This is a genomic window from Botrimarina colliarenosi (genome assembly GCF_007859955.1).
Classification (GTDB): domain Bacteria; phylum Planctomycetota; class Planctomycetia; order Pirellulales; family Lacipirellulaceae; genus Botrimarina; species Botrimarina colliarenosi.
Genome location: NZ_SJPR01000005.1, coordinates 67,670 through 86,963, shown reverse-complemented (window position 1 = coordinate 86,963; position 19,294 = coordinate 67,670). Strand labels below are relative to the sequence as shown.

The following is a 19,294-nucleotide window of genomic DNA, read 5'->3' as shown; positions in this document are numbered from 1 at the left end:
TACCATTTACTCTTTGTTTCGCTCTGTGGTGACTCCCTTCGGTCTGCTCAATGTCAACAAGCCCGCCGGCAAAACGTCGCGCGACGTGGTGAACCGCGTGCAGTGGCTGCTCAAGCAGATCGCGAGCGCCGACGGGTCGAAGGCGGCCAAGGTCGGCCACGCCGGGACGCTCGACCCGATCGCCACCGGCGTGCTGGTGCTGTGCGTCGGCCCCGCGACGCGGCTGCTGGAGCACGTGCAGCGGCAGCCGAAACGCTACCGGGGCGCGTTCCTCTTGGGACGCACCAGCCCGAGCGACGACACCGAGCTGCCGGCGACCGAACTGCCCGACGCGCCCGTGCCGACGCTCGCGCAGATCGAGGCGGCGCTGCCGGCGTTCGTCGGCGACATCGAGCAGGTCCCGCCCGCCTACTCGGCGATCAAGATCGGCGGCGAGAAGGCGTACGACCTGGCCCGTGCCGGCAAGGCGCCCGAGATGAAGGCACGCGAGGTGAGCATCTACGGCATCGAAGTGGTGAGTTACACCTACCCCGAGTTGGTGCTCGACATCCGCTGCGGCAGCGGCACCTACGTCCGGGCGATCGGCCGGGACCTGGCCCAGTCGCTGGAGAGCGGAGCGGTCATGTCGGCGCTCGAGCGAACCGAGAGCGGCGGCTTCCGGGTCGAGGACGCGGTCAGTATGGACGCGATCGACGAGGCGACCGTCGTCGACCTGCTCCTTCCTGCGGGCCTAGCGGTCACGGACCTGCCGCGGATCGAGGTCGGCTACAACGAGGTCGGCGAACTGCACAACGGCCGCTTCCTCGACCGCCCCAAGGCGCCCCCCGGCGACGAGCTGGCGGCGTTCGACGTCAGCGGCCGGCTGATCGCCCTGCTCAAGCCCCGCAAGAACGGCCGCCTGCAACCGACGCATGTTTTTAAGTGAGTTGGCAGGGGTTCCCCCGGACTGCACTTTCTGTGGGAGGAGTCTTCGCTTTCTTGTGGGAGGGGTCTCCGACCCCGATGACGGCCTCCTTGCCTCAGCGGCATGGTGCGCGTTATCGGGGTGGGAAACCCCTCCCACAAGGTTCTTTTTGCTCCCTCTGAGCAGCCTTCAACTTGTGACGTCAGTAAACGTACGTCAGCCCAAACGTCCAGTAGTCGAAAGTCTCCGACTTCCCGTCCTGCGGATTGATGCCGAAACTGGGAGCGGTCCAGGCCGTCGCTGATGCCGCGTTGTGGAGTTCGCTAGCGGTAACGCCGCGCCATCCCGCGTCGACGCGTACGTTCGACGTAACTTGGCAGCTCGCGGTGAGGCGGACTTCGCCATTCCGGGCGAAATTCTCCTCGCCATACTCTTGCTTCGATCGGGTCGTCCTAGCAACCGCCGACCGATTAAGCGCGCCGGGAATCGCCTCTTCCCCGAATAGGCCGTACTGCTGGTACTCGACCCGCTGGTAACCGAGCAGCGCCAACAGCACGCCTTCGAACCGCCACATGCCCGACTCGGCAACCGCCCCCAAGCCGAACTGCGGGCCAACGAGGTTGTGATCGATCTCGGTGGCGACACTGGTCTTACCTAGGATCGAACCGAGTCCCAAGAAGGAGAAGTCGTCCTCGAGCTTGGCGTAGCGAACGCCAACCGTCGTGTATCCCGAGAACCTGGCGTCTTCGAGTGTGTGACGAAAGGCATCGCTGACGGCGGCGTGACGGGTTTCGGGAGAGACCTGCCATGCGCCAACGACTTCTTCACCGCCAGAAACGTAAACGCCCTCGATCGCCCCGTCGGCCCGCCAACCCGACCGCCAGGTGTTCGTGTCGTCGGCGAACAGCACGTGCTGTTTCATCAGCTCGACGCCGCTTGGACCCCTCGAAGTCCCTACTTCGACGTTGTCGAAGAAGACGTTAAAAGTATGAAGATCGCCGAAGCTAGTCACCTCGGCGCCGGTCGTGGACGACGACCACAACGACGGACTGCCCCCGCCCTGCACAAACGCTGCGCCACCAACGCGGAAGAAACTTTGAAACGGCCGATCGGGTGTTTCTTCCCCCGATGACGTCCGCGCGCCGGTCGCTAGCGCGAAGGCAAGGAGCACGGCGGTGAGAACGCGACGGGGCATGCAGTCAGAGTGGTGGGGCGAAATCCGTTATCAGTGCGTGTAGGTCAGGCCGAGGAACCAGTCGTTGCCGTAGGCCGCGTCGCCGGCGGTCGGCTGGAAGCCAAAGTCGGGGGCGTTCCACGCGATGGAGCTGGCGGCGTCGTAGACGGGCCCGGTCACAAACCACCGCCATGTCGCATCGAATCGCAGCCGCTGCGTTAGCTGGCAGCTCCCCGTAAGGCGTGTCTCGCCATGCCATGCGACTTGCTCCTCGTCGGAGGCGTATCTCGACGCGGACGTTCGGGCGGTTGCCGCTCGATTGAGCGCGCCGGGGATCGCCTCCTCGCCGAAGAGGCCCCGCTGTCGGTTCTCGACGCGGCCATAGCCAACCAGCCCGAGGGCGACCGCCTCGAAGCGGAACACCGACGCCTCCGCAACGGCGCCGAGACCAAGCTGCGGTCCCACCACAGCGTGGTCGATCGTCTGCTCGACCCCGCTACGGCCGAGAATCGACCCCGTCCCCTGAAAGAAGAATCGGTCGTCGACGAACAGACTGCGTAGACCGGCCGTTGAGTAGAGCGAGAAACGGCTCTGCTCGGCGATGTCGCGGAGCCACCCCCTGTCGATCGACTCGAGGCGCTCTGGCGCCAGACCCCACGTCCCGCGCACCTCGTCGCCGGCGGCGGCGGACCACTCGTTCCGATACGCCTCGAAACGCCACCCCGTATCGGCCGTATCAGCGCCGGGGTCGCCGAAGAGAAGGTGCTGCTTCATGAGTTCGAAGCTCATGAAGTCGCGATGCGACTCGACGACAAGCTGATCGTAGAAAACGTTGAAGGTGTGGAGGTCGCCGAAGTTGTTGATGATGCCGATGACCTCATCCGGTTCGATATCGCCATCGCCATCGACGTCGGAGAGAACCCGGAAGGTGCCCGCCTGGCCGTTACCGTCAAGGTCGTCGGCCTGACGGAGCTGTTCGTCGGCGTAGGACCCGACCGCTCCCACGTTATCCGAAGGCGCAGTGCCGTAGTTGCCGACGTACAGCGTCGAGCTCGTCCCCGACGAAACACTGGAAAGACGGGCCGACTGACGATTCGATGACCGGTAGTCGGGCGAAGCCCCCATCCTGAAGAACGGCTGGAACGCCGCCGGATTGTCCTGACCAACCGATGGCGTCACTCCAGCGAATGACGCGATCACAGCGCAAACGGCGATCGGGGCAGAGCGGGGCATGCGTACGGGCGATCTCAGTGGGGGATTGAGCGGCGCCTTCTAGCAGGCGCCGCTACTTGTGGCATCCCGAATTCCCCGCCGAGGCCGGTTGCGAGTGTCAGACGGGTAGCGCTGGTCGTGCCGTCAGGGCTTTTCGGGACATTGCTAGCGGCGCCGGCGGATTGCGTCGTGGAGCGACCTACGTCAGGCCGATGCTAGGCGATGCGGATGAAGTGCGCTGGGGCCGACCCCCTGCGCCGCCGTCGGGACGACGCGGCTCGCTTTGTGCGGCGTTCGTCTCTTGCCTTTAGCCTCCCGCTTCTAGCCTCTTGTTCGAAGAACGCAGTCCGAAGTTCGACGTGGTCGCTCTCACGCTCGCCGCTGTGGCGATGCTCGTGGCGATCGCGCTCGTGACTTACGACCCGGCCGACCCGCCGGGCGGCAGCGTTTGGCCCCCCGCCGAACAGGTTCACAACGCTTGTGGCGCCGCCGGAGCGTGGGTCGCCCATTCGCTGATTGAAATGCTCGGCCTGGGCGCCTACTACGCGGGCGGGTCGCTGGCGGTTGTCGCGGGGCTGCTGGTCGGGCGGCGGCGGATCGATCAGCCGGTGGTCCGCACCCTCGGCTGGACGCTGTCGCTGGTGGGCGTCTCGACAGCGGCGGCCTTGCTCTTCCGCGGCTGGTCCCCGGGGCCGCTGGTTGGCGCCGGCGGCTATGTCGGCGCGATGGCCCAGGCGTGGCTGGGGGCGAACTTCGCCACAGCCGGCTCGCTGCTGATCGCCGCCGTGATGCTCGTCGCCGGGCTGCTGCTGGCGACCGACTACTACGTGTTCCGCGCCGCGGCCCACACGGCCAACGCGTCGGGCAAGACGCTGGTCGCCGCCGGCAAGCTGACGCAAGCCGCCACCGAGCGGCTCGGCCTGCAAGAGTTCGCGGCGAAGCGGCTCGGCCGCCGGACGGACCTCGACGCGGTCGCGGCGGGTGAAGACGACGACGCCGAAGAAGAAGACGCCGAGGCGTCGGACGAGGAAGTCGAAGAGGACGAGTACGAGGAGGACGAAGAAGACGAGGCCGAGGACGACGAGGATTGGGAGTACGAAGAGGAAGAGGACGAAGCCGAGGAAGAAGGACCGGCCGTCACGACTCCCGCCGGGAAGCTCGCCGGCGCCGCGGCGGCGGTCGGCGGCATGATCGCCGGGGCGCTGCGTGGTAAGGGGGCGGCGGAGGAGGCGGGGGTGTCTGGTGAGGCGGCCGCGGTCGGAAGCGACGCGGCTCCCGCTGAGCCGGCGCCGAAGGAAGCGGTGGCGGTTAAGAAGCCGAAACCGAAGAGCGATCGCGAAGAGATCCTCGAGTCGCTCGACGCGGCCGACCAGCGGACCGAGTTCGCCAGCGACTACGAGTTGCCGCCGCTCGACCTGCTGCTGCCTGCCGACGAGATCTCGTACGACCAGCACGAGAAGGAAGTCCGGCGCAAGGCGAAGATCCTTGAGAAGACGTTCCAGAGCTTCAACCTCAACGTCAAAGTCGTCGAGGTCGAGACCGGCCCGGTCATCTCGCAGTACGAGGTCGAGCTCGAGCCCGGCCTGCGGCTGTCGAAGATCACCGGCTTGGCGGACGACCTGGCGATCGCGCTCCGCGCGCCGAGCGTGCGGATCGTCGCGCCGATTCCCGGCAAAAACACCGTCGGCATCGAGGCGCCAAACGACACCCGGCAGGTGGTCCGTCTGCGTGAGGTGATCGAGGAGACCGACGGCCAGGCCCGGCGGATGAAGATCCCGATCTTCTTGGGCAAGGACGTGGCCGGCAACCCGATGGTGGTCGACATGGCGGCGTTGCCGCACTTGTTGATCGCCGGCCGCACGGGCACGGGTAAATCGGTCTGTCTGAACTCGATCATCACGTCGATCCTGATGACGCGCGGACCCGACGAGGTCCGCATGCTGATGATCGACCCGAAGATGGTCGAGCTCTCCGGCTACCGGAAGCTGCCGCACCTGATGCACCCGGTCGTCACCGATATGAAGAAGGCCGAGGCGATCCTCGGCTGGGCTGTCGACAAGATGGAGGAGCGTTACACGCTGCTCGCGCGCGCCGGCGTGCGGCACGTCTCGACCTACAACCAACTGACCGAGGAAGAGCTGCGCGAACGCCTCGAGTCGGCAGACGGCGAGCGGATGGACGAGGCGACCTGGAGCCTGGTGCCGAAGCAACTGCCGTTCATCGTCATCGTCGCCGACGAGATCGCCGACCTGATGATGACGGCCGGCAAAGAAGTTGAGACCCATATCATCCGCTTAGCGCAGAAGAGTCGGGCGGTTGGCATCCACCTGATCCTGGCGACGCAGAAGCCGACGGTCGACGTCATCACCGGCCTGATCAAGTCGAACCTGCCGGCGCGGATCGCGTTCCAGGTCGCCAGCCGCACCGACAGCCGCGTGGTGCTCGACGAGATGGGCGCCGACAAGCTGCTCGGCAACGGCGACATGCTGTTCCTCTCGCCCGGCACGAGCATGCTGCTGCGCGGGCAGGGCACTTATGTTTCGGACGACGAGATCACCCGCGTGGTGGACTTTGTCGGCGTCGGCGCCGACGACCAGCGGTTTGCGACCGAGCTGATGACGCTCAAGACGAAGGAAGAGCAAGAGGCGGTCGAGGCGGGGACGCCGGGGATGCTCAAGAACCGCGACGACCTCTACGAGGCCGCCGTCGATGTCGTTGTCCGCGAAGGCCGCGGCAGTGTGTCGCTGCTTCAGCGTTGCCTCGGCATCGGCTACGGCCGCGCGGCGCGGCTGATCGACTTCATGGCGGAGGATGGCATCGTCGGCGAGTACAACGGCTCGCAGGCCCGCGAGGTGATGATCTCGACCGAGGAGTGGGAGGCGATGTCGTCCGGCGACGCCGAGGCGCCCGCCGCGCCGACGATCAAAGCCCCGCCCAGCGCCGCCGCCCCCGCCGACATTCCCTCAGAAGACGCAGCGCCGTGGGAGGAAGACGAAGCTGAAGAGGAGGACACCGAAGAAGAGGACGCTGAGGAGGAAGAGCTGGCCGACGACGAGGAGTGGGTCTACGAAGAAGTCGACGAGGACGAAGAAGAGGCCGAAGGCGACGAGGAGGAGGCCGACGACGAAGAGGGCGAATGGGAATACGAAGAGGTTGATGAGGAAGAAGAGGTTGATGAGGAAGAAGAGGACGCCGAGGAGGAGGACAGCGCCGAAGAAGACGAAGCGGAGGACGAAGAAGCCGAGGAGTGGGATGAGGAGGATGAGGACGAAGAACCGGAAGGCAACCGCCTCGCCGACTCGGCCTGACGCGGGCCGGCGAAGCGGGACGTGACCAGGCGTTCAGGCATTTCGGCGCGGTGGCAACTGTCCGCTATACTGGGGTTGAACCTCCCAGTCACCGCAAACCGCGGAGTCCGCCATGACCACCCTGATCCGTTTCGCCCTGCCGTCGTTCCTCGCTGTCGCCTTGACGATGGTCGCGGTCGCTCAGACCCCTGAGCTCGCCGAGGTTCCGCCCGAACCCCAACCGCCCGTCGAGGCGCAGCCTTCGCCCGAGCCCCAACCCGTGGCGGAAGTGACCGAGCCGGCCGAAGTCGCCGAGATGTCGGTCGCCCCCGCCCCCGCCCCGACGCCAGCCGGGCCGGTCTGCTGCCCGATCGAGGTCGTCGATTACCGCACGACGCTCTCGGCCAAGCGGGCCTACCGCTGCTACGGCCCCGGTGTGAACGTCTCGGTCTGCGTCGACAACCCGGCCGACTGCACCAGCACGCTTTACGAGGTCCCGCTCTGCGTCCCCGCCTGCTGCACCGGCGAGCCGCGGGTCTGCAACCCGACGACCGGCCTCCTCGGCCGCGGTAAAGTCGACCTGGTTTGGGACTGCGGTTTCACGGCGACGGTGGTCTTCCGAGTCCACGGCGGGGCGATTGTGATTTACGCGGGCTAAGCCCACGCCCCCAAGCCGGTTAGAATCACCGCCCCGGGGCCGCGAGCCCCGGGGTTTTTTCGTTGACGGGGCGCTACGGGCCACACGCCGTTTGGCTCACCGGTGTCGCCCCCAGTTGCTAGAATGAGCCGACCCGCCGTTTCCCCTTCAAGTTTGGCAGTCCCGTCGCTATGGAATGGTCCGAAATCCTCGCCGACCCGTCGCTGCACGACTTGCCGTACAAGATCGAAACCAACCAGTACGGCCAAATTGTGATGAGCCCCGCCTCGCGACGCCACTCCCGCCGTCAGAGCCGGATTGAGAGACTGCTGGAAGAGCATCTGACGGGAGGTGAGGCGTTTGTCGAGTGCCCGATCGCCACCACCTTAGGGACCAAGGTCGCCGATGTCGTTTGGGCGAGCGAAGGGCTACTCGCCCGCCAAGCTGACTTCGATCCGATGACCGAGGCGCCGGAAGTCTGTGTCGAGGTGCTCTCTGCGTCGAACACACGCCAAGAAATCGACGAGAAGAAGGACCTCTACTTCCAGAGCGGGGCGACCGAGGTCTGGACCTGTGGCCTATCCGGCGACATGACTTTCTTCGACCGATCGGGGGTCGTCGATCTGTCCCGGTTGGCGCCAGGCTTTCCAACGCATGTGGCGCTTCGCCATCCCTAGCTCCAAACGAGTCTCGGGGTCGAACCTTCTGCCCCAGGAAGCCTTCCCGTGTAGGTAGGGCGACCTTTTTAACCGGCTGCAGCTGACAGCCGATAGCTGACGGCCCAATGACCAAGATCGAACTCTACGACACGACGCTCCGCGACGGCGCCCAGGGCGAGGGGGTGAACTTCTCCCTCGAAGACAAGATCGCCATCGCCCGGCGCCTGGACGACATGGGGTTCGACTTCGTCGAAGGGGGCTTCCCGGGCTCCAACCCGAAAGACGCCGAGTTCTTCCAGCGTCTCGCCAAAGAGCCCCTCAAGCACTCCAAAGCGTGCGCCTTCGGCATGACCCGCCGCAAGGGCGTCAAGCCGGCCGACGATCCGGGCCTGCAGTCGCTTGTCGCGAGCGAGGCGCCCGTCATCACCATCGTCGGCAAGACCAGCGACTTCCACGTCGCCGAGGTGCTCCGCGTCAGCGAGCAAGAGAACCTCGACATGATCGCCGAGACGATCGCCTACTTTGTGTCGATCGGCCGCGAGGTGATCTACGACTGCGAGCACTTCTTCGACGGCTGGAAATCGAACCCCGCCTACGCCGCGAAGACTATCCAAGCCGCCGCCGACGCCGGCGCCATGCGGATCGTCATGTGCGACACCAACGGCGGCTCGCTGCCCGAAGAGATCGCCCAACTGACGAAAGAAGCCGCCGCCGCGGTCGCGGTCCCGCTGGGGATCCACACGCACAACGACAGCGAGCTGGCGATCGCCAACACGCTCGCCGCCGTCGACGCCGGCGCGATCCAGGTGCAGGGGACCATCAACGGGCTCGGCGAGCGCTGTGGCAACGCCGACCTGATCTCCGCGGCGGCCAATCTGGCCCTCAAGAAGACTGGCTACCAGGTCCTCGACCCCGAGCGGATCGCCCGGTTGGCCGAGCTGTCGGGGTATGTCTACGAGATCGGCAACCTGCTGCGGCGCAACAACCAGCCGTTCGTTGGCCCCAGCGCGTTCGCCCACAAGGGGGGCATGCATGTGGCGGCCGTCAATCGCGTCGCCCACAGCTACGAGCACATCCCGCCCGAGTCGGTCGGCAACGAACGCCGGGTCTTGGTGAGCGAGCTCTCCGGCCGGTCGAACATCATCGCGACGACGACCAAGATGGGCCTCGCCGAGGACAAGGACCTGATGGCCCGGGTCTTGGAAGAGGTCGTCAACCGCGAGAACCGCGGCTACCAGTACGAGGCGGCCGAGGCGTCGTTCGCGCTGTTGGTGCGGCGACTGGCGGGCACCTTTACGCCGCATTTCGATCTCGAGAAGTACCACGTCACCAGCGAGAACCGCGGCGGCGCCCACGCCCACGAAGGGCCGCTGACCGAAGCGACGGTCAAGCTGCTCGTCGCCGGCGAGGTCGAGCACCGCGTCGCCGAAGGGGACGGCCCGATCAACGCCCTCGACGGCGCCCTCCGCAAAGCGCTCAAGGACCACTACCCGAACCTCGCCAAGATGTCGCTCGTCGACTACAAGGTCCGCGTCATCAACAGCGAGGCGGCCACCGCCGCGAGCGTCCGCGTCGTCATCGAGTCGCGCGACGCCGATGGCCAAACGTGGGGCACCGTCGGCGTCGACGAGAACGTTATCCAGGCCAGCTGGGAAGCGCTCTGCGACTCCATCGAGTACAAGCTCTGCAAGGACGAGGCGTAGCTTTCTTTCTAGGGAGCCGGGAGACGTCAGTCCCCGGAGGAACCCGTGTACCCGCTTCACTCCGGGGACTGACGTCTCCCGGCTCGCTGCTCTCATTCTCTTCACCACGAGACCGAACGAGCCGATGCCCACCTGGATCGTCCTGCTGCGTGGCGTCAACGTCGGCGGCAAGGGGAAATTGCCGATGAAGGCGTGGGCCGCCGACCTCGCCGAGCTCGGCTGCGAAGAGGTGCGGACCTACATCCAGAGCGGTAACGCCGTGCTGCGTTCGTCCCAGCGTTCGGCCGGCCGCTTGCAGGCGGCGATTGGCGAGCAGCTCGAAGAGCGGCACGGCTTCCGCCCCGCCGTGCAGGCCTATTCGGCCGACCAGTGGGCGGACGCCATCGACGACAACCCGTTCCCCGACGCCGTCGACGACCCCAAGTCGCTCCACGCCTACTTCCTCGCCGCCAAGCCGAAGGCGCCCGACATGGATGGCCTCAGCCGGCTGCCGGCGCCCAGCGAGCGCTACCACCTGGCCGGCCGGGTCTTTTACCTGCACGCCCCCGACGGGGTCGGCCGCTCGCGGCTCGCCGCCCGAGCCGAAAAGCTGCTCGGCGTCGAGGTGACGGCCCGCAACTGGCGGACGGTCGCCGAGCTGGGCCGGCTGGCGGAGGAAATCTAAGCAAGCGCTACGCAAGCCGGACGCTTAACAGCGAGCCGGGAGACGTCAGTCCCCGGAGGAACCCGTGTACCCGCCTCACTCCGGGGACTCACGTCTCCCGGCTCGCTGCCGGCTCGCTTGGCGGCCCCGCTGGTCGCGCTCGGCCTCATCAGCGATCCTTGTTGATCCTATCGATCCTGTCTGATTTCACCGCCGCGTACGATGCCGACGAAAACCGACCTCCAGTCGCTCCCCTCCGCCTACGACCACCACGCCGCCCAGGCGAAGTGGTACGCGTTCTGGGAGGAGAAGCAGTACTTCCACGCCGACCCCGCGCCGGTGCTAGCGGGCAAGAAAAAGCCCTACTCGGTCGTCATCCCGCCGCCGAACGTGACGGGCGCCCTGCACCTGGGGCACGCCCTCAACAACACGCTCCAGGACATCCTCTGCCGACGCAAGCGGATGCAGGGCTACGAGGTCCTCTGGATGCCGGGCACCGACCACGCCGGGATCGCCACCCAGGCGGTCGTCGAACGGCGCATCCTGGCCGAGGAAGGCAAGAGCCGCCACGATCTGGGTCGCGAAGGCCTCGTCGATCGCATCTGGCAATGGAAGGCGCAGTACGAAGAGCGGATCACCGGCCAGCTCAAGCAGCTCGGCGCCAGCTGCGACTGGGCGCGGCAGCGGTTCACGCTCGACGACCAGTGCGCCCGCGCGGTGCGTGAAACCTTCTTCAAGCTGTTCAGCGACGGCAAGGTCTATCGCGGCAAGCGGCTCGTGAACTGGGACACGTTCCTCCAGACCGCCGTCTCCGACGACGAGGTTTTTCACGAGGAGACCAAGGGCAACTTCTGGTCGTTCCACTACCCGGTGATCGACCCGCAGCCCGGCGAGCCGACGCACGTCACGATCGCCACGACGCGCCCCGAGACGATGCTCGGCGACACCGCCGTCGCCGTCCACCCCGACCCCGCCGCGCAACTCGACAAGGTCGAAGCCGAACTCAAAGAAAAACTCGCCGCCGCTCCCGCCAAGGAAAAGGCGCCGATCGAGAAGCAACTCGAAGCCCTCACCGAGCGCCGCAAGACGCTCTTGCCGAAGCTGATCCAACTGCGCGACATGGCGGCGCGCGGCGTGATGCTCACGCTGCCGCTGTGTGACCGGAAGATCCCACTGATCGCCGACGAGTGGGCCAAGCCCGAACTCGGTTCCGGCTGCGTCAAAATCACCCCGGCGCACGACCCGAACGACTACGACGTCTACGGCCGTCACCCCGAGATCGGCGCGATCAACATCATGGAGCGTGACGGCACGCTCACCGACAGCGTCCCCGAGCCGTACCGCGGCCTGACCATGCCACAGGCCCGCAAGGCGGTGCTGGCCGACCTCGAAGCGGCCGGCTGCCACGACCCCGAAAAGGACGTCGAGGACCGCCTCATCGACCTCGCCCACAGCGACCGCAGCAAGACGCCGATCGAGCCGTACCTGGCGGACCAGTGGTTCGTGAAGATGGACGAGCTCGCGCAGTCAGCAATGGACGCCGTCACCGACGGCAAGACCAAGATCATCCCCGAGCGTTACAGCAAGACCTACCTCGACTGGCTAAGTGAGAAACGTGACTGGCCCGTGGGCCGGCAGTTGTGGTGGGGTCATCGGATTCCGGTTTGGGAATTTAGAAAGGACGCTATCACTGGCTCAGTACGTGAGATGGGGTCTAGTACGCAACCAACCCGGTTCAAACGAGCGCTCCAGCTCGGAAATGGGAGAGTTGCGGGTTATGCCGAAGTAGATGGTGCAGCTGTCTCGGACATAAACGACTTCGAGTTCAACACACGCCAAAGTTGGAACTTCAAAATCTGTCCAGCCGACGATGAATCGCTGCAGCACGAATACAGCGATGGGAAATCCGTGCAGGAAGCGCTCGAAGCCGATCATTGTGGCTTTTCTCAAGACGAAGAAGTCCTCGACACCTGGTTCAGCTCCGCCCTCTGGCCCTTCTCGACGATGGGCTGGCCGGAGCAGACCGACTTACTGAAAGCGTTCTATCCGACTTCGACGCTCGTCACCTCGCGCGACATCATCACGCTGTGGGTCGCCCGCATGGTGCTAATGGGCAAGTACCTGCTCGACGAGGTGCCGTTCCCCGAGGTCTACATCCACCCCAAGATCCTCGACGGCTTCGGCGAGACGATGAGCAAGTCGAAGGGGAATGGCGTCGATCCGCTCGACGTGATCGAACAGTTTGGTGCGGACGCCCTGCGGTTCGGCATCGCCTACCTCACCACTGAAACACAAGACGTGCGGCTGCCGGTCGAGTTCGTCTGTCCCAACTGCGACACCAACGTCCCGCAGACCAAGAAGAACCGCGTCCAGCCCCGCGTCGAGTGCCCGCAGTGCAACGAGGCGTTCCGCACCCAGTGGGCCGAGAAGCCCGAGGACCTGGCGCTGCCGCGCGGGCCGGTCACCAGCGAGCGCTTTGAGTTGGGGCGGAATTTTTGTAACAAGTTGTGGAACGCCAGCCGTTTTGCGCTGACGAACCTGGAGGGTTATTCACCCGCGGCTAGCGCCGACGGCTCACCGGGTCGCGGTGCGACCGACACCGGTGGCGCCACGAACGACCTCCGCATCGAAGACCGCTGGCTCCTCAGCCGCCTGTCCACCGTCACCGCCGAGGTCTCCAGCGCCCTCGACGAGTACCGCTTCGCCGACGCGGCCCGGACGCTGTACGACTTCGCCTGGAACGAGTTCTGCAGTTTCTATATCGAGATGACGAAGACGCGGCTGGACTCTCCCAATGACGGGGCCGAGGAGGGCGCCGACAAGCAGGTCGCCCAGGCGGTGCTGGCTCACGCGCTCGACGTGCTGTTGCGGCTGCTGCACCCGATGACGCCGTTCCTGACCGAAGAGGTTTGGCATTTGCTCGGCGAAGTGGCCCCCGTCCGTGGCCTCCCGGCCGCGGCTGGGGCGGGCCCTCTACAAGCAGGGGAGTCGGTTTGCGTCGCGCCGTGGCCCGAGAGCGACGCCGCGGCGATCGACAAGACGATCGAGGAGCAGTTCGCCAAGTTCCAGGCGGTCCTCGGCGCGGTGCGTGAAGTCCGGCAGGGGCAGCAGATCCCGCCGAAGGAGCCGGTCGAGTTCACCGTGAAGTGCGACGCGACGACCGCCGAGCTGCTGCGGCCGATGCAGCCCTACTTCACGCAAATGGCGCGGGCGACTGCGATCGAACTCGGCCCCGACGCCAAGACGCCCAACATCGCCGCCAGCAAGCCGCTCGGCCCGATCGAGGTCCACGTCGACGTCGCCGCGTTCATCGATGTCGAGGCCGAGAAGGCCCGCCTCGCCAAGGAGCAAGCGAACCTCGCCAAGTACATCGGCGGCGTGAAGGGCAAGCTCGCGAACGAAAAGTTCGTCAGCGGCGCCCCCGCCGCGGTGGTCGAAGCGGAGCGGACGAAGCTCGCCGAGGCCGAGTCACAACTAGCGGCGGTGAAGGCGGCGCTCGCGAAGCTGTAGCTTTGCTTGAGCCGTACGCGCTAGCGTCGGGCGATTCCAGGACCAACTCCGCTCCTTCGATCGCCCGACGCTAGCGCGTACGGCTCAATGTTGGCGATCCTGTCCTTCGAGGACGTACGCCACGGCGTCCGCCAACGCCTCCTCGTTCGGCAAGACTTGGCAATCACCCCCACGGCTCCAAGTTCTTTCAACGACTAGCGGTTCGGTCTGCGTACGGAGACGCCGTGTGCAGTTGGCCTTCAGTTGATCCCGTACCGTCTGCGGCGAAACCGAGGCGGCGATGACAACGTGAACGTGGTTCGAGCGAGCGTTTACCGCCAACAACTCCCAGCCTCGGAACCGACAGTGCTCTCGGCAAGCATCTTCAACAGTGTCACGATCACCTGTTCGTAACACCACCGCATCGTGAGCCAGCCGATCGCGACACCACGATTCGAGCTGCGGCCGCGCTGGTTGGACGCCTTGGCTGCGCTCACGCCACCCCCGAACGTCGCCAGGAAGCCATGTCCCGTACGTGGTCCAGGTGATCAGGAATCCGGCATAGTCGGACATGCCCCTATGATAATCACGAGCCGTTTGAGCCGTACGCGCTAGCGTCGGGCGATCGAAGGGGCGGAGTTTGTCCTGTAATCGCCCGACGCTAGCGCGTACGGCTCAAGAACTTACGACCGGGCCGGTTCGCGTTTGCCCCACTTCTTGCCCTGCGGCGCCTTCGCCGGTGGCGCGCCGCCGGTGAGGCGGAACGCGCCGGGGCCTAGCAGGTCGTCGACGCGGGTGCGGAGCTCTTGGCCGAGCTCGACTCCCTTCGGGCAGTCGAGCTGCACCCGGCCGCCGTCGTCGAGCGACAGCGCTAGCTTGAGAGTCTTCGTGCCCGGGTAGCCGCGGAGAATTTCGCGGAGCGATTCGAGGCGCTCGACACCGTCCGCCTCGCGGACGCTGATCACCACGCCGCTGGTGTAGCGCTCGGAGAGCTCTTCGATCGGCATCAGCTCGTTGACGATGAGGTTCACTTCCTCGGCGCCGGGGCGGCGGTCGATGGCGCCGCGGACGCCGACGATCGCGTCGCCCACGACCAGCTGGCCGAACTGGGCGAACTGCTCGGGCCAGAGGATGCAGCGCATGATGCCGTCCATATCCTCGAGGTCCCACATGGCGTACTTCGACGGCATGCCGGGCTTGGGGTTCTTGGTGTGCGACATCTTGATGGCGGCCAGCATGCCCCCCATCACGACCTCGGTGCGATGCTCGAGATTGCCGACCTGCGTGCTGCTGTGCGAGCAGAACGTGCGGAGCGTCTTCTCGTGCTCGGCGAGCGGGTGGCTCGACAAGTAGTAGCCGAGCACCTCCTTTTCGAGGATGAGCAGCTCCTTCTCGTCCATCTCGGGGACTTGGGGCAGCGGCGCGGGGGCGTTGTCGGCCTCGACCTCGTCGCCAAACAGCCCCTTCTGGCCGCTGCGGCGGTCGGCCAGCACCGCGGCGCCCGCCTGCATCGCCTTGTCGATGCCGGCCATCAGCGACGCCCGATTGGCGCCGAAGACGTCCATCGCGCCGGCTTTGATGAGCGTCTCGATCGTCGAGCGGTTGCACGACTGCGGGTCGACCCGCTCGCAGAAGTCGTAGAGGTCCTTGAAGGGGCCGTCCTTCTTGCGGGCCGCGACGATCGCGTCGGCCGCGCCGCCGCCACACGCCTTGATGGCGGAGAGGCCGAAATGAATCTTGAAGTTGTGCTTCGACTCGCCTTCGGCCTGCTCGGTGGAGTCGTTGGCGACGACCGCGAAGTCGACATCGCTGGTGTTGACCGTCGGCGGCTCGACGGTGATCCCCATCCGCGTGCAGTCCTCGAGGTGCTCGACGAGGGCGTCCTTGCTCTTGAAGTTGCGGCCCGGGATGTCGCCCGACAGGAGGGCCGCCATGAACTGCACCGGGTAGTGCGCCTTGAGGTAGGCGGTCATGTAGGCGATCAGGGCGTACGCCGTCGAGTGGCTCTTGTTGAAGCCGTAGCCGGCGAACTTCTTGATCATCTCGAAGAGCTCTTCGGCCCGCTTCTTGTCGAGGCCTTGCTCCTGGGCGCCCTTGAGGAACTCCTCGCAGAACTTGGCGATCATCGGCAGCTTTTTCTTGCTGATCGCCTTGATACAGCTGTACGCGCTGGAGAGCGGGATCCCGCCCAGGAGGTTGAGGATCCGCATCACCTGCTCTTGGTAGACCATGACGCCGTTGGTCTCTTCGAGGATCTCCTCCATCACCGGGTGCGGGTACTCGGCCGGCTGGCGGCCGTGCTTGACCTCGATGTACTGATCGACCATGCCCCCTTCGAGCGGCCCGGGTCGGTACAGCGCGGCGGTCGCGATGATGTCGTTGAACTTGTCGGGCTTCATCCGCTGCAAGAGGTCGCGGATGCCGCCCGACTCGAGCTGGAAGATGCCCTTGGTCTCGCCCCGTTGAAGCAGCGCGTAAGATTCGCGATCGTCGAGCGGAAACTCGTAGGGATCGACCCGCTCGCCGGTCGATTGCTCGATCAGCTCGATGCTCTTGGCGAGGATCGTCAGGTTCCGCAGGCCGAGGAAGTCCATCTTCAAGAGGCCGGCCGCCTCGACGTCGTTCATCGCCCACTGGGTGATGACCTCGGTCTTCCCCTTCACCCGCTGGAGCGGGACGTACTCGTCGACCGGCTTCTCGCTGATGACGACCGCCGCGGCGTGGGTGCCGACGTTGCGGGCGAGGCCCTCGACCTTCATGGCGAGGTCGAGCAGCTCGCGGATCTCGGGGTCGCCCTCGTACGCCTTCTTCAGTTCTTCCGAAGTCTCTAGCGCCTTCTCGAGCGAGATGCCCAACTGCTCGGGGATCATCGCCGTGATCTGGTCGACGCGGAAGATCGGCATCGACATCGTCCGGCCGACGTCCTTGATCGCGGCCCGCGCCGCGAGGGTCCCAAACGTGCCGATCTGGGCGACGTTCGCCTCGCCGTACTTGTCCTTGACGTACTGGATGACCTCGCCGCGGCGTTCTTTGCAGAAATCGATATCGATATCGGGCGCTTCGAGGCGGCTCTCGTCGAGGAACCGCTCGAACAGGAGGTCGTACTTCAGCGGACAGACGTGGCTCATCCGCAGCGCGTAGCAGACGATCGAGCCGACTCCCGAACCACGCGCCGTGGAGGGGATGCCCTTCTCAACCGCGAAGCGGACGAAGTCCCAGACGATCAAGAAGTAATCGGGGAAGCCGAGCTTGTTGATGACGCCTAGTTCGCGATCGATGCGGGCCATCACCTCGTCGGACAGCTCGCCGGTCGCGACGTCTCCGTCCCGCCAGCGCTCGGGGACTTTGGCGTAGCGTTCCTTGAGGCCGCCGATCACGAGCTCGCGGAGGTAGGCCTCCGAGGCCTTGATGTCGGGCCCCGGCTTATTGGGCGCTGTGAAGGTCGGGAAGTAGCGCTTGCCCAGTTCGAGATCGAGTTCGCACGAGTCGGCGATCTGCTGGCTGCGGGCGACGGCGTCGGCCACGTCGGGCATCGCCGCGTACATGTCCTCGGGGCTGCGGAGGTAGAACTGGTCCCCCTCCATCTTCATCCGGTTGGTGTCGGTCCGGTAACGCCCCGTGTTGATACAGAGCAGGACGTCCTGCGCCTCGGCGTCCTCTTGGTTGACGTAGTGGGCGTCGCTCGTCGCGACCAGCGGCAGCCCCTGGCGGTTGGCGAGCTCGACCGTCAGCTCCTTGGCGGCGCGTTGGATCTCGACGCCGTTGTCTTGCACCTCGAGGAAATAACGGTCGCCGAACACGCGGCTGAACCACCCGGTCACCTCCGAGCCGCGGGCCAGCGCCTCGTCGGCGCTCGCGCCGCTGAGCAGGTGCTTCGAGAGCTCGCCCGAGACGCAGCCCGACAGGCAGATGATCCCCTCGTTATGGGCCTCGAGCAGCTCCTTATCGATCCGCGGCTTGTGGTAGAAGCCCTCGAGATAGGCGCTGCTCGCCATCTTCACGAGGTTGCGGAAGCCGTCGCGGTTCTTCGCCAGCAGCGTGAGGTGATAGGCCGCCTCCTTGCTGCGGGAGGCGCCCTCTTTATCGAAGCGGCTCCCGGGGGCGATGTAGGCTTCGTAGCCGACGATCGGGTTGATGCCGGCGTCCTTGCACGCCTTGTAGAACTCCAGCGCGCCGTAGAGGTTGCCGTGGTCGGTGAGCGCCAGGGCGTTCATGCCGAGCTCTTTCGCTCGCGCGACGAGCTTCTTCACGGGGCTCGCGCCGTCGAGCAGCGAGTAGTGGCTGTGGCAGTGGAGGTGAACGAACGGCTTAACAACAGCGTCCATAGCAAATCAGCGGGCAGAAGGCGGGTAGCGAGCCGGGCCGTCCTCGGCCCCGGCGGCTCCATGATAAGGGATTCCCGGCCGCCTGCACCCGAAGCCTCGCGACCGCTGCTAAGATGGCGGCCATGCGCTCCGTTCTCCAATCCGCCGCCGCGGCCGCCGTCTGCCTAACGCTCGCCAACTGCGCGACCGCGCAAGACGAATCGCTCGCTTGGACCCCCTCGGAGTGGTTCCCCGAACGGGTGGTCACCTTCGACGAAGCGCCGGACATCCGCATCCACGTCAACGAGCCTACCAACGCCGACGGCCGTCCGACCCGGGTGCTCGTCTTCGCCACCCCCAACGGCAACACGCTTGAGCAGACGCTCGGCTGCGCCCCGGGGGGCGGCCGGCACTGGCGTTACGAGATCCAGCACATCGCGGCCCAGACGCGGATGCTGCGGTCGATGCTCCCGGGGGAGCGGATCGTGCTCATGGTGGTGGAAGCGAACGGCCTGAGTTGGCCCCAGTGGCGGGCAACGCACGACGGCGCCAACGCGATCATCGCCGAGAAGCTCGCCGCGTGGCGCGAGCGTTTTGGCGGCGCCGACGCGAAGGTGACGCTCGCCGCCCACTCCGGTGGCGGGAGTCTTCTGTGGGGCGTCATCGAAGGCAGCGACGCTCTGCCCGACTGGCTCGACCGGATCGCTTATCTCGACGCCAACTACTCGTTCGACGCGGCGCTGCACGACGCCAAACTACGGGCGTGGCTCGACGCACCGGGCGACGGGCGACGCCTCATCGTCATTGCTTACGACGACCGCGAAATCACATTCGAAGGCAAGAAGGTTGTCGGCCCGACCGGCGGCACGTTCCGCGCCACCGAGCGGATGCACCAAGCGTTCGCCGCCGCGAAGCCGCTCGTCACGGCGACCGAAGAACCTTTCACACGGACCGTCGGCTGGGGCGGCCGCTTCCGCAGCGAGGTGCACGCCAACCCCGAGAACAAGATCCTTCACACCCGGCTGGTGGGAGACATGAACGGACTCGTGCACGCTCCGCTCTTGGGCCAAACGCCCGCCGGCTGGCCGGGCCTCAAACCGCCGGCGGCGTACGGCGAGTGGATCCAACCGGAACCGTACTGAGAGGCTACCCGCGGCTAGTGTCCTGAGTTAGAAATTCGTTCCCAAGCAGCTTGCGCGAAGAAGGGGGCGTCGGTAGAGTGGGGTGATTCCGTCCCCCCACCGCGGAGCGTCGTCATGGCCGGTCGTGTTGCCGAGGGAGA

At 65.9% G+C, this 19,294-nt stretch carries 12 protein-coding genes; 8 read left to right on the top strand and 4 right to left on the bottom strand.

The genetic code is table 11. The features are described from left to right. Positions 1-13: 13 nt before the first annotated feature. The gene (gene truB / locus Pla108_RS16565; RefSeq protein WP_197526636.1) at positions 14-925 is read left to right on the top strand and encodes a tRNA pseudouridine(55) synthase TruB; all 912 of its coding nucleotides are present in this window, start codon (positions 14-16) and stop codon (positions 923-925) included. 181 nt (positions 926-1,106) lie between these two features. On the opposite strand, the gene Pla108_RS16560 is transcribed toward truB, so the two are convergent. Then, entirely contained in the window at positions 1,107-2,099 is a 993-nt protein-coding gene (locus tag Pla108_RS16560; RefSeq protein ID WP_146446088.1) for a hypothetical protein, read from the bottom strand. Between the two features lie 30 nt (positions 2,100-2,129). Further along, on the bottom strand, positions 2,130-3,311 hold the full coding sequence (locus tag Pla108_RS16555; protein WP_146446087.1) for a hypothetical protein: 1,182 nt from the start codon (positions 3,309-3,311) through the stop codon (positions 2,130-2,132). A 308-nt stretch (positions 3,312-3,619) separates the two neighbouring features. On the opposite strand from Pla108_RS16555, the gene Pla108_RS16550 reads away from it, so the two are divergent. The 6 genes from Pla108_RS16550 (at position 3,620) to Pla108_RS16525 (ending at position 13,729) form a co-directional block, all read left to right on the top strand. Further along, positions 3,620-6,598, top strand: coding sequence for a DNA translocase FtsK (locus Pla108_RS16550; protein WP_146446086.1), 2,979 nt, complete (start codon positions 3,620-3,622; stop codon positions 6,596-6,598). 112 nt (positions 6,599-6,710) lie between these two features. Next, a complete protein-coding gene (locus Pla108_RS16545) occupies positions 6,711-7,235 on the top strand; it encodes a hypothetical protein (protein WP_146446085.1) in 525 nt (174 codons plus the stop codon). 170 nt (positions 7,236-7,405) lie between these two features. After that, the gene (locus Pla108_RS16540; protein ID WP_146446084.1) at positions 7,406-7,891 is read left to right on the top strand and encodes a Uma2 family endonuclease; all 486 of its coding nucleotides are present in this window, start codon (positions 7,406-7,408) and stop codon (positions 7,889-7,891) included. A gap of 107 nt (positions 7,892-7,998) precedes the next feature. Then, on the top strand, positions 7,999-9,576 hold the full coding sequence (cimA, locus tag Pla108_RS16535) for a citramalate synthase (protein WP_146446083.1): 1,578 nt from the start codon (positions 7,999-8,001) through the stop codon (positions 9,574-9,576). A 124-nt stretch (positions 9,577-9,700) separates the two neighbouring features. Then, on the top strand, positions 9,701-10,240 hold the full coding sequence (locus tag Pla108_RS16530; RefSeq protein ID WP_146446082.1) for a DUF1697 domain-containing protein: 540 nt from the start codon (positions 9,701-9,703) through the stop codon (positions 10,238-10,240). A gap of 201 nt (positions 10,241-10,441) precedes the next feature. Next, positions 10,442-13,729: a valine--tRNA ligase gene (locus Pla108_RS16525; protein ID WP_146446081.1), complete on the top strand. Its 3,288-nt coding sequence runs from the start codon at positions 10,442-10,444 to the stop codon at positions 13,727-13,729. An 84-nt stretch (positions 13,730-13,813) separates the two neighbouring features. Here Pla108_RS16525 and Pla108_RS21660 read toward each other — a convergent pair whose 3' ends face one another. After that, positions 13,814-14,281, bottom strand: a complete 468-nt coding sequence (locus tag Pla108_RS21660; RefSeq protein WP_146446080.1) for a transposase — start codon at positions 14,279-14,281, stop codon at positions 13,814-13,816. A gap of 110 nt (positions 14,282-14,391) precedes the next feature. Beyond that, the gene (gene dnaE, locus Pla108_RS16515; protein ID WP_146446079.1) at positions 14,392-18,033 is read right to left on the bottom strand and encodes a DNA polymerase III subunit alpha; all 3,642 of its coding nucleotides are present in this window, start codon (positions 18,031-18,033) and stop codon (positions 14,392-14,394) included. A gap of 122 nt (positions 18,034-18,155) precedes the next feature. On the opposite strand from dnaE, the gene Pla108_RS16510 reads away from it, so the two are divergent. Then, positions 18,156-19,154: a hypothetical protein gene (locus tag Pla108_RS16510; protein ID WP_146446078.1), complete on the top strand. Its 999-nt coding sequence runs from the start codon at positions 18,156-18,158 to the stop codon at positions 19,152-19,154. The last annotated feature ends 140 nt before the right edge of the window (positions 19,155-19,294 follow it).

Coding starts and splice junctions, on each gene's coding strand:
- Pla108_RS16560 (WP_146446088.1), bottom strand. CDS start 2,099: ATGCCCCGTCGCGTTCTCACCGCCGTGCTCCTTGCCTTCGCGCTAGCG.
- Pla108_RS16555 (WP_146446087.1), bottom strand. CDS start 3,311: ATGCCCCGCTCTGCCCCGATCGCCGTTTGCGCTGTGATCGCGTCATTC.
- Pla108_RS16545 (WP_146446085.1), top strand. CDS start 6,711: ATGACCACCCTGATCCGTTTCGCCCTGCCGTCGTTCCTCGCTGTCGCC.
- Pla108_RS16540 (WP_146446084.1), top strand. CDS start 7,406: ATGGAATGGTCCGAAATCCTCGCCGACCCGTCGCTGCACGACTTGCCG.
- cimA (WP_146446083.1), top strand. CDS start 7,999: ATGACCAAGATCGAACTCTACGACACGACGCTCCGCGACGGCGCCCAG.
- Pla108_RS16530 (WP_146446082.1), top strand. CDS start 9,701: ATGCCCACCTGGATCGTCCTGCTGCGTGGCGTCAACGTCGGCGGCAAG.
- Pla108_RS16525 (WP_146446081.1), top strand. CDS start 10,442: ATGCCGACGAAAACCGACCTCCAGTCGCTCCCCTCCGCCTACGACCAC.
- Pla108_RS21660 (WP_146446080.1), bottom strand. CDS start 14,281: ATGTCCGACTATGCCGGATTCCTGATCACCTGGACCACGTACGGGACA.
- dnaE (WP_146446079.1), bottom strand. CDS start 18,033: ATGGACGCTGTTGTTAAGCCGTTCGTTCACCTCCACTGCCACAGCCAC.
- Pla108_RS16510 (WP_146446078.1), top strand. CDS start 18,156: ATGCGCTCCGTTCTCCAATCCGCCGCCGCGGCCGCCGTCTGCCTAACG.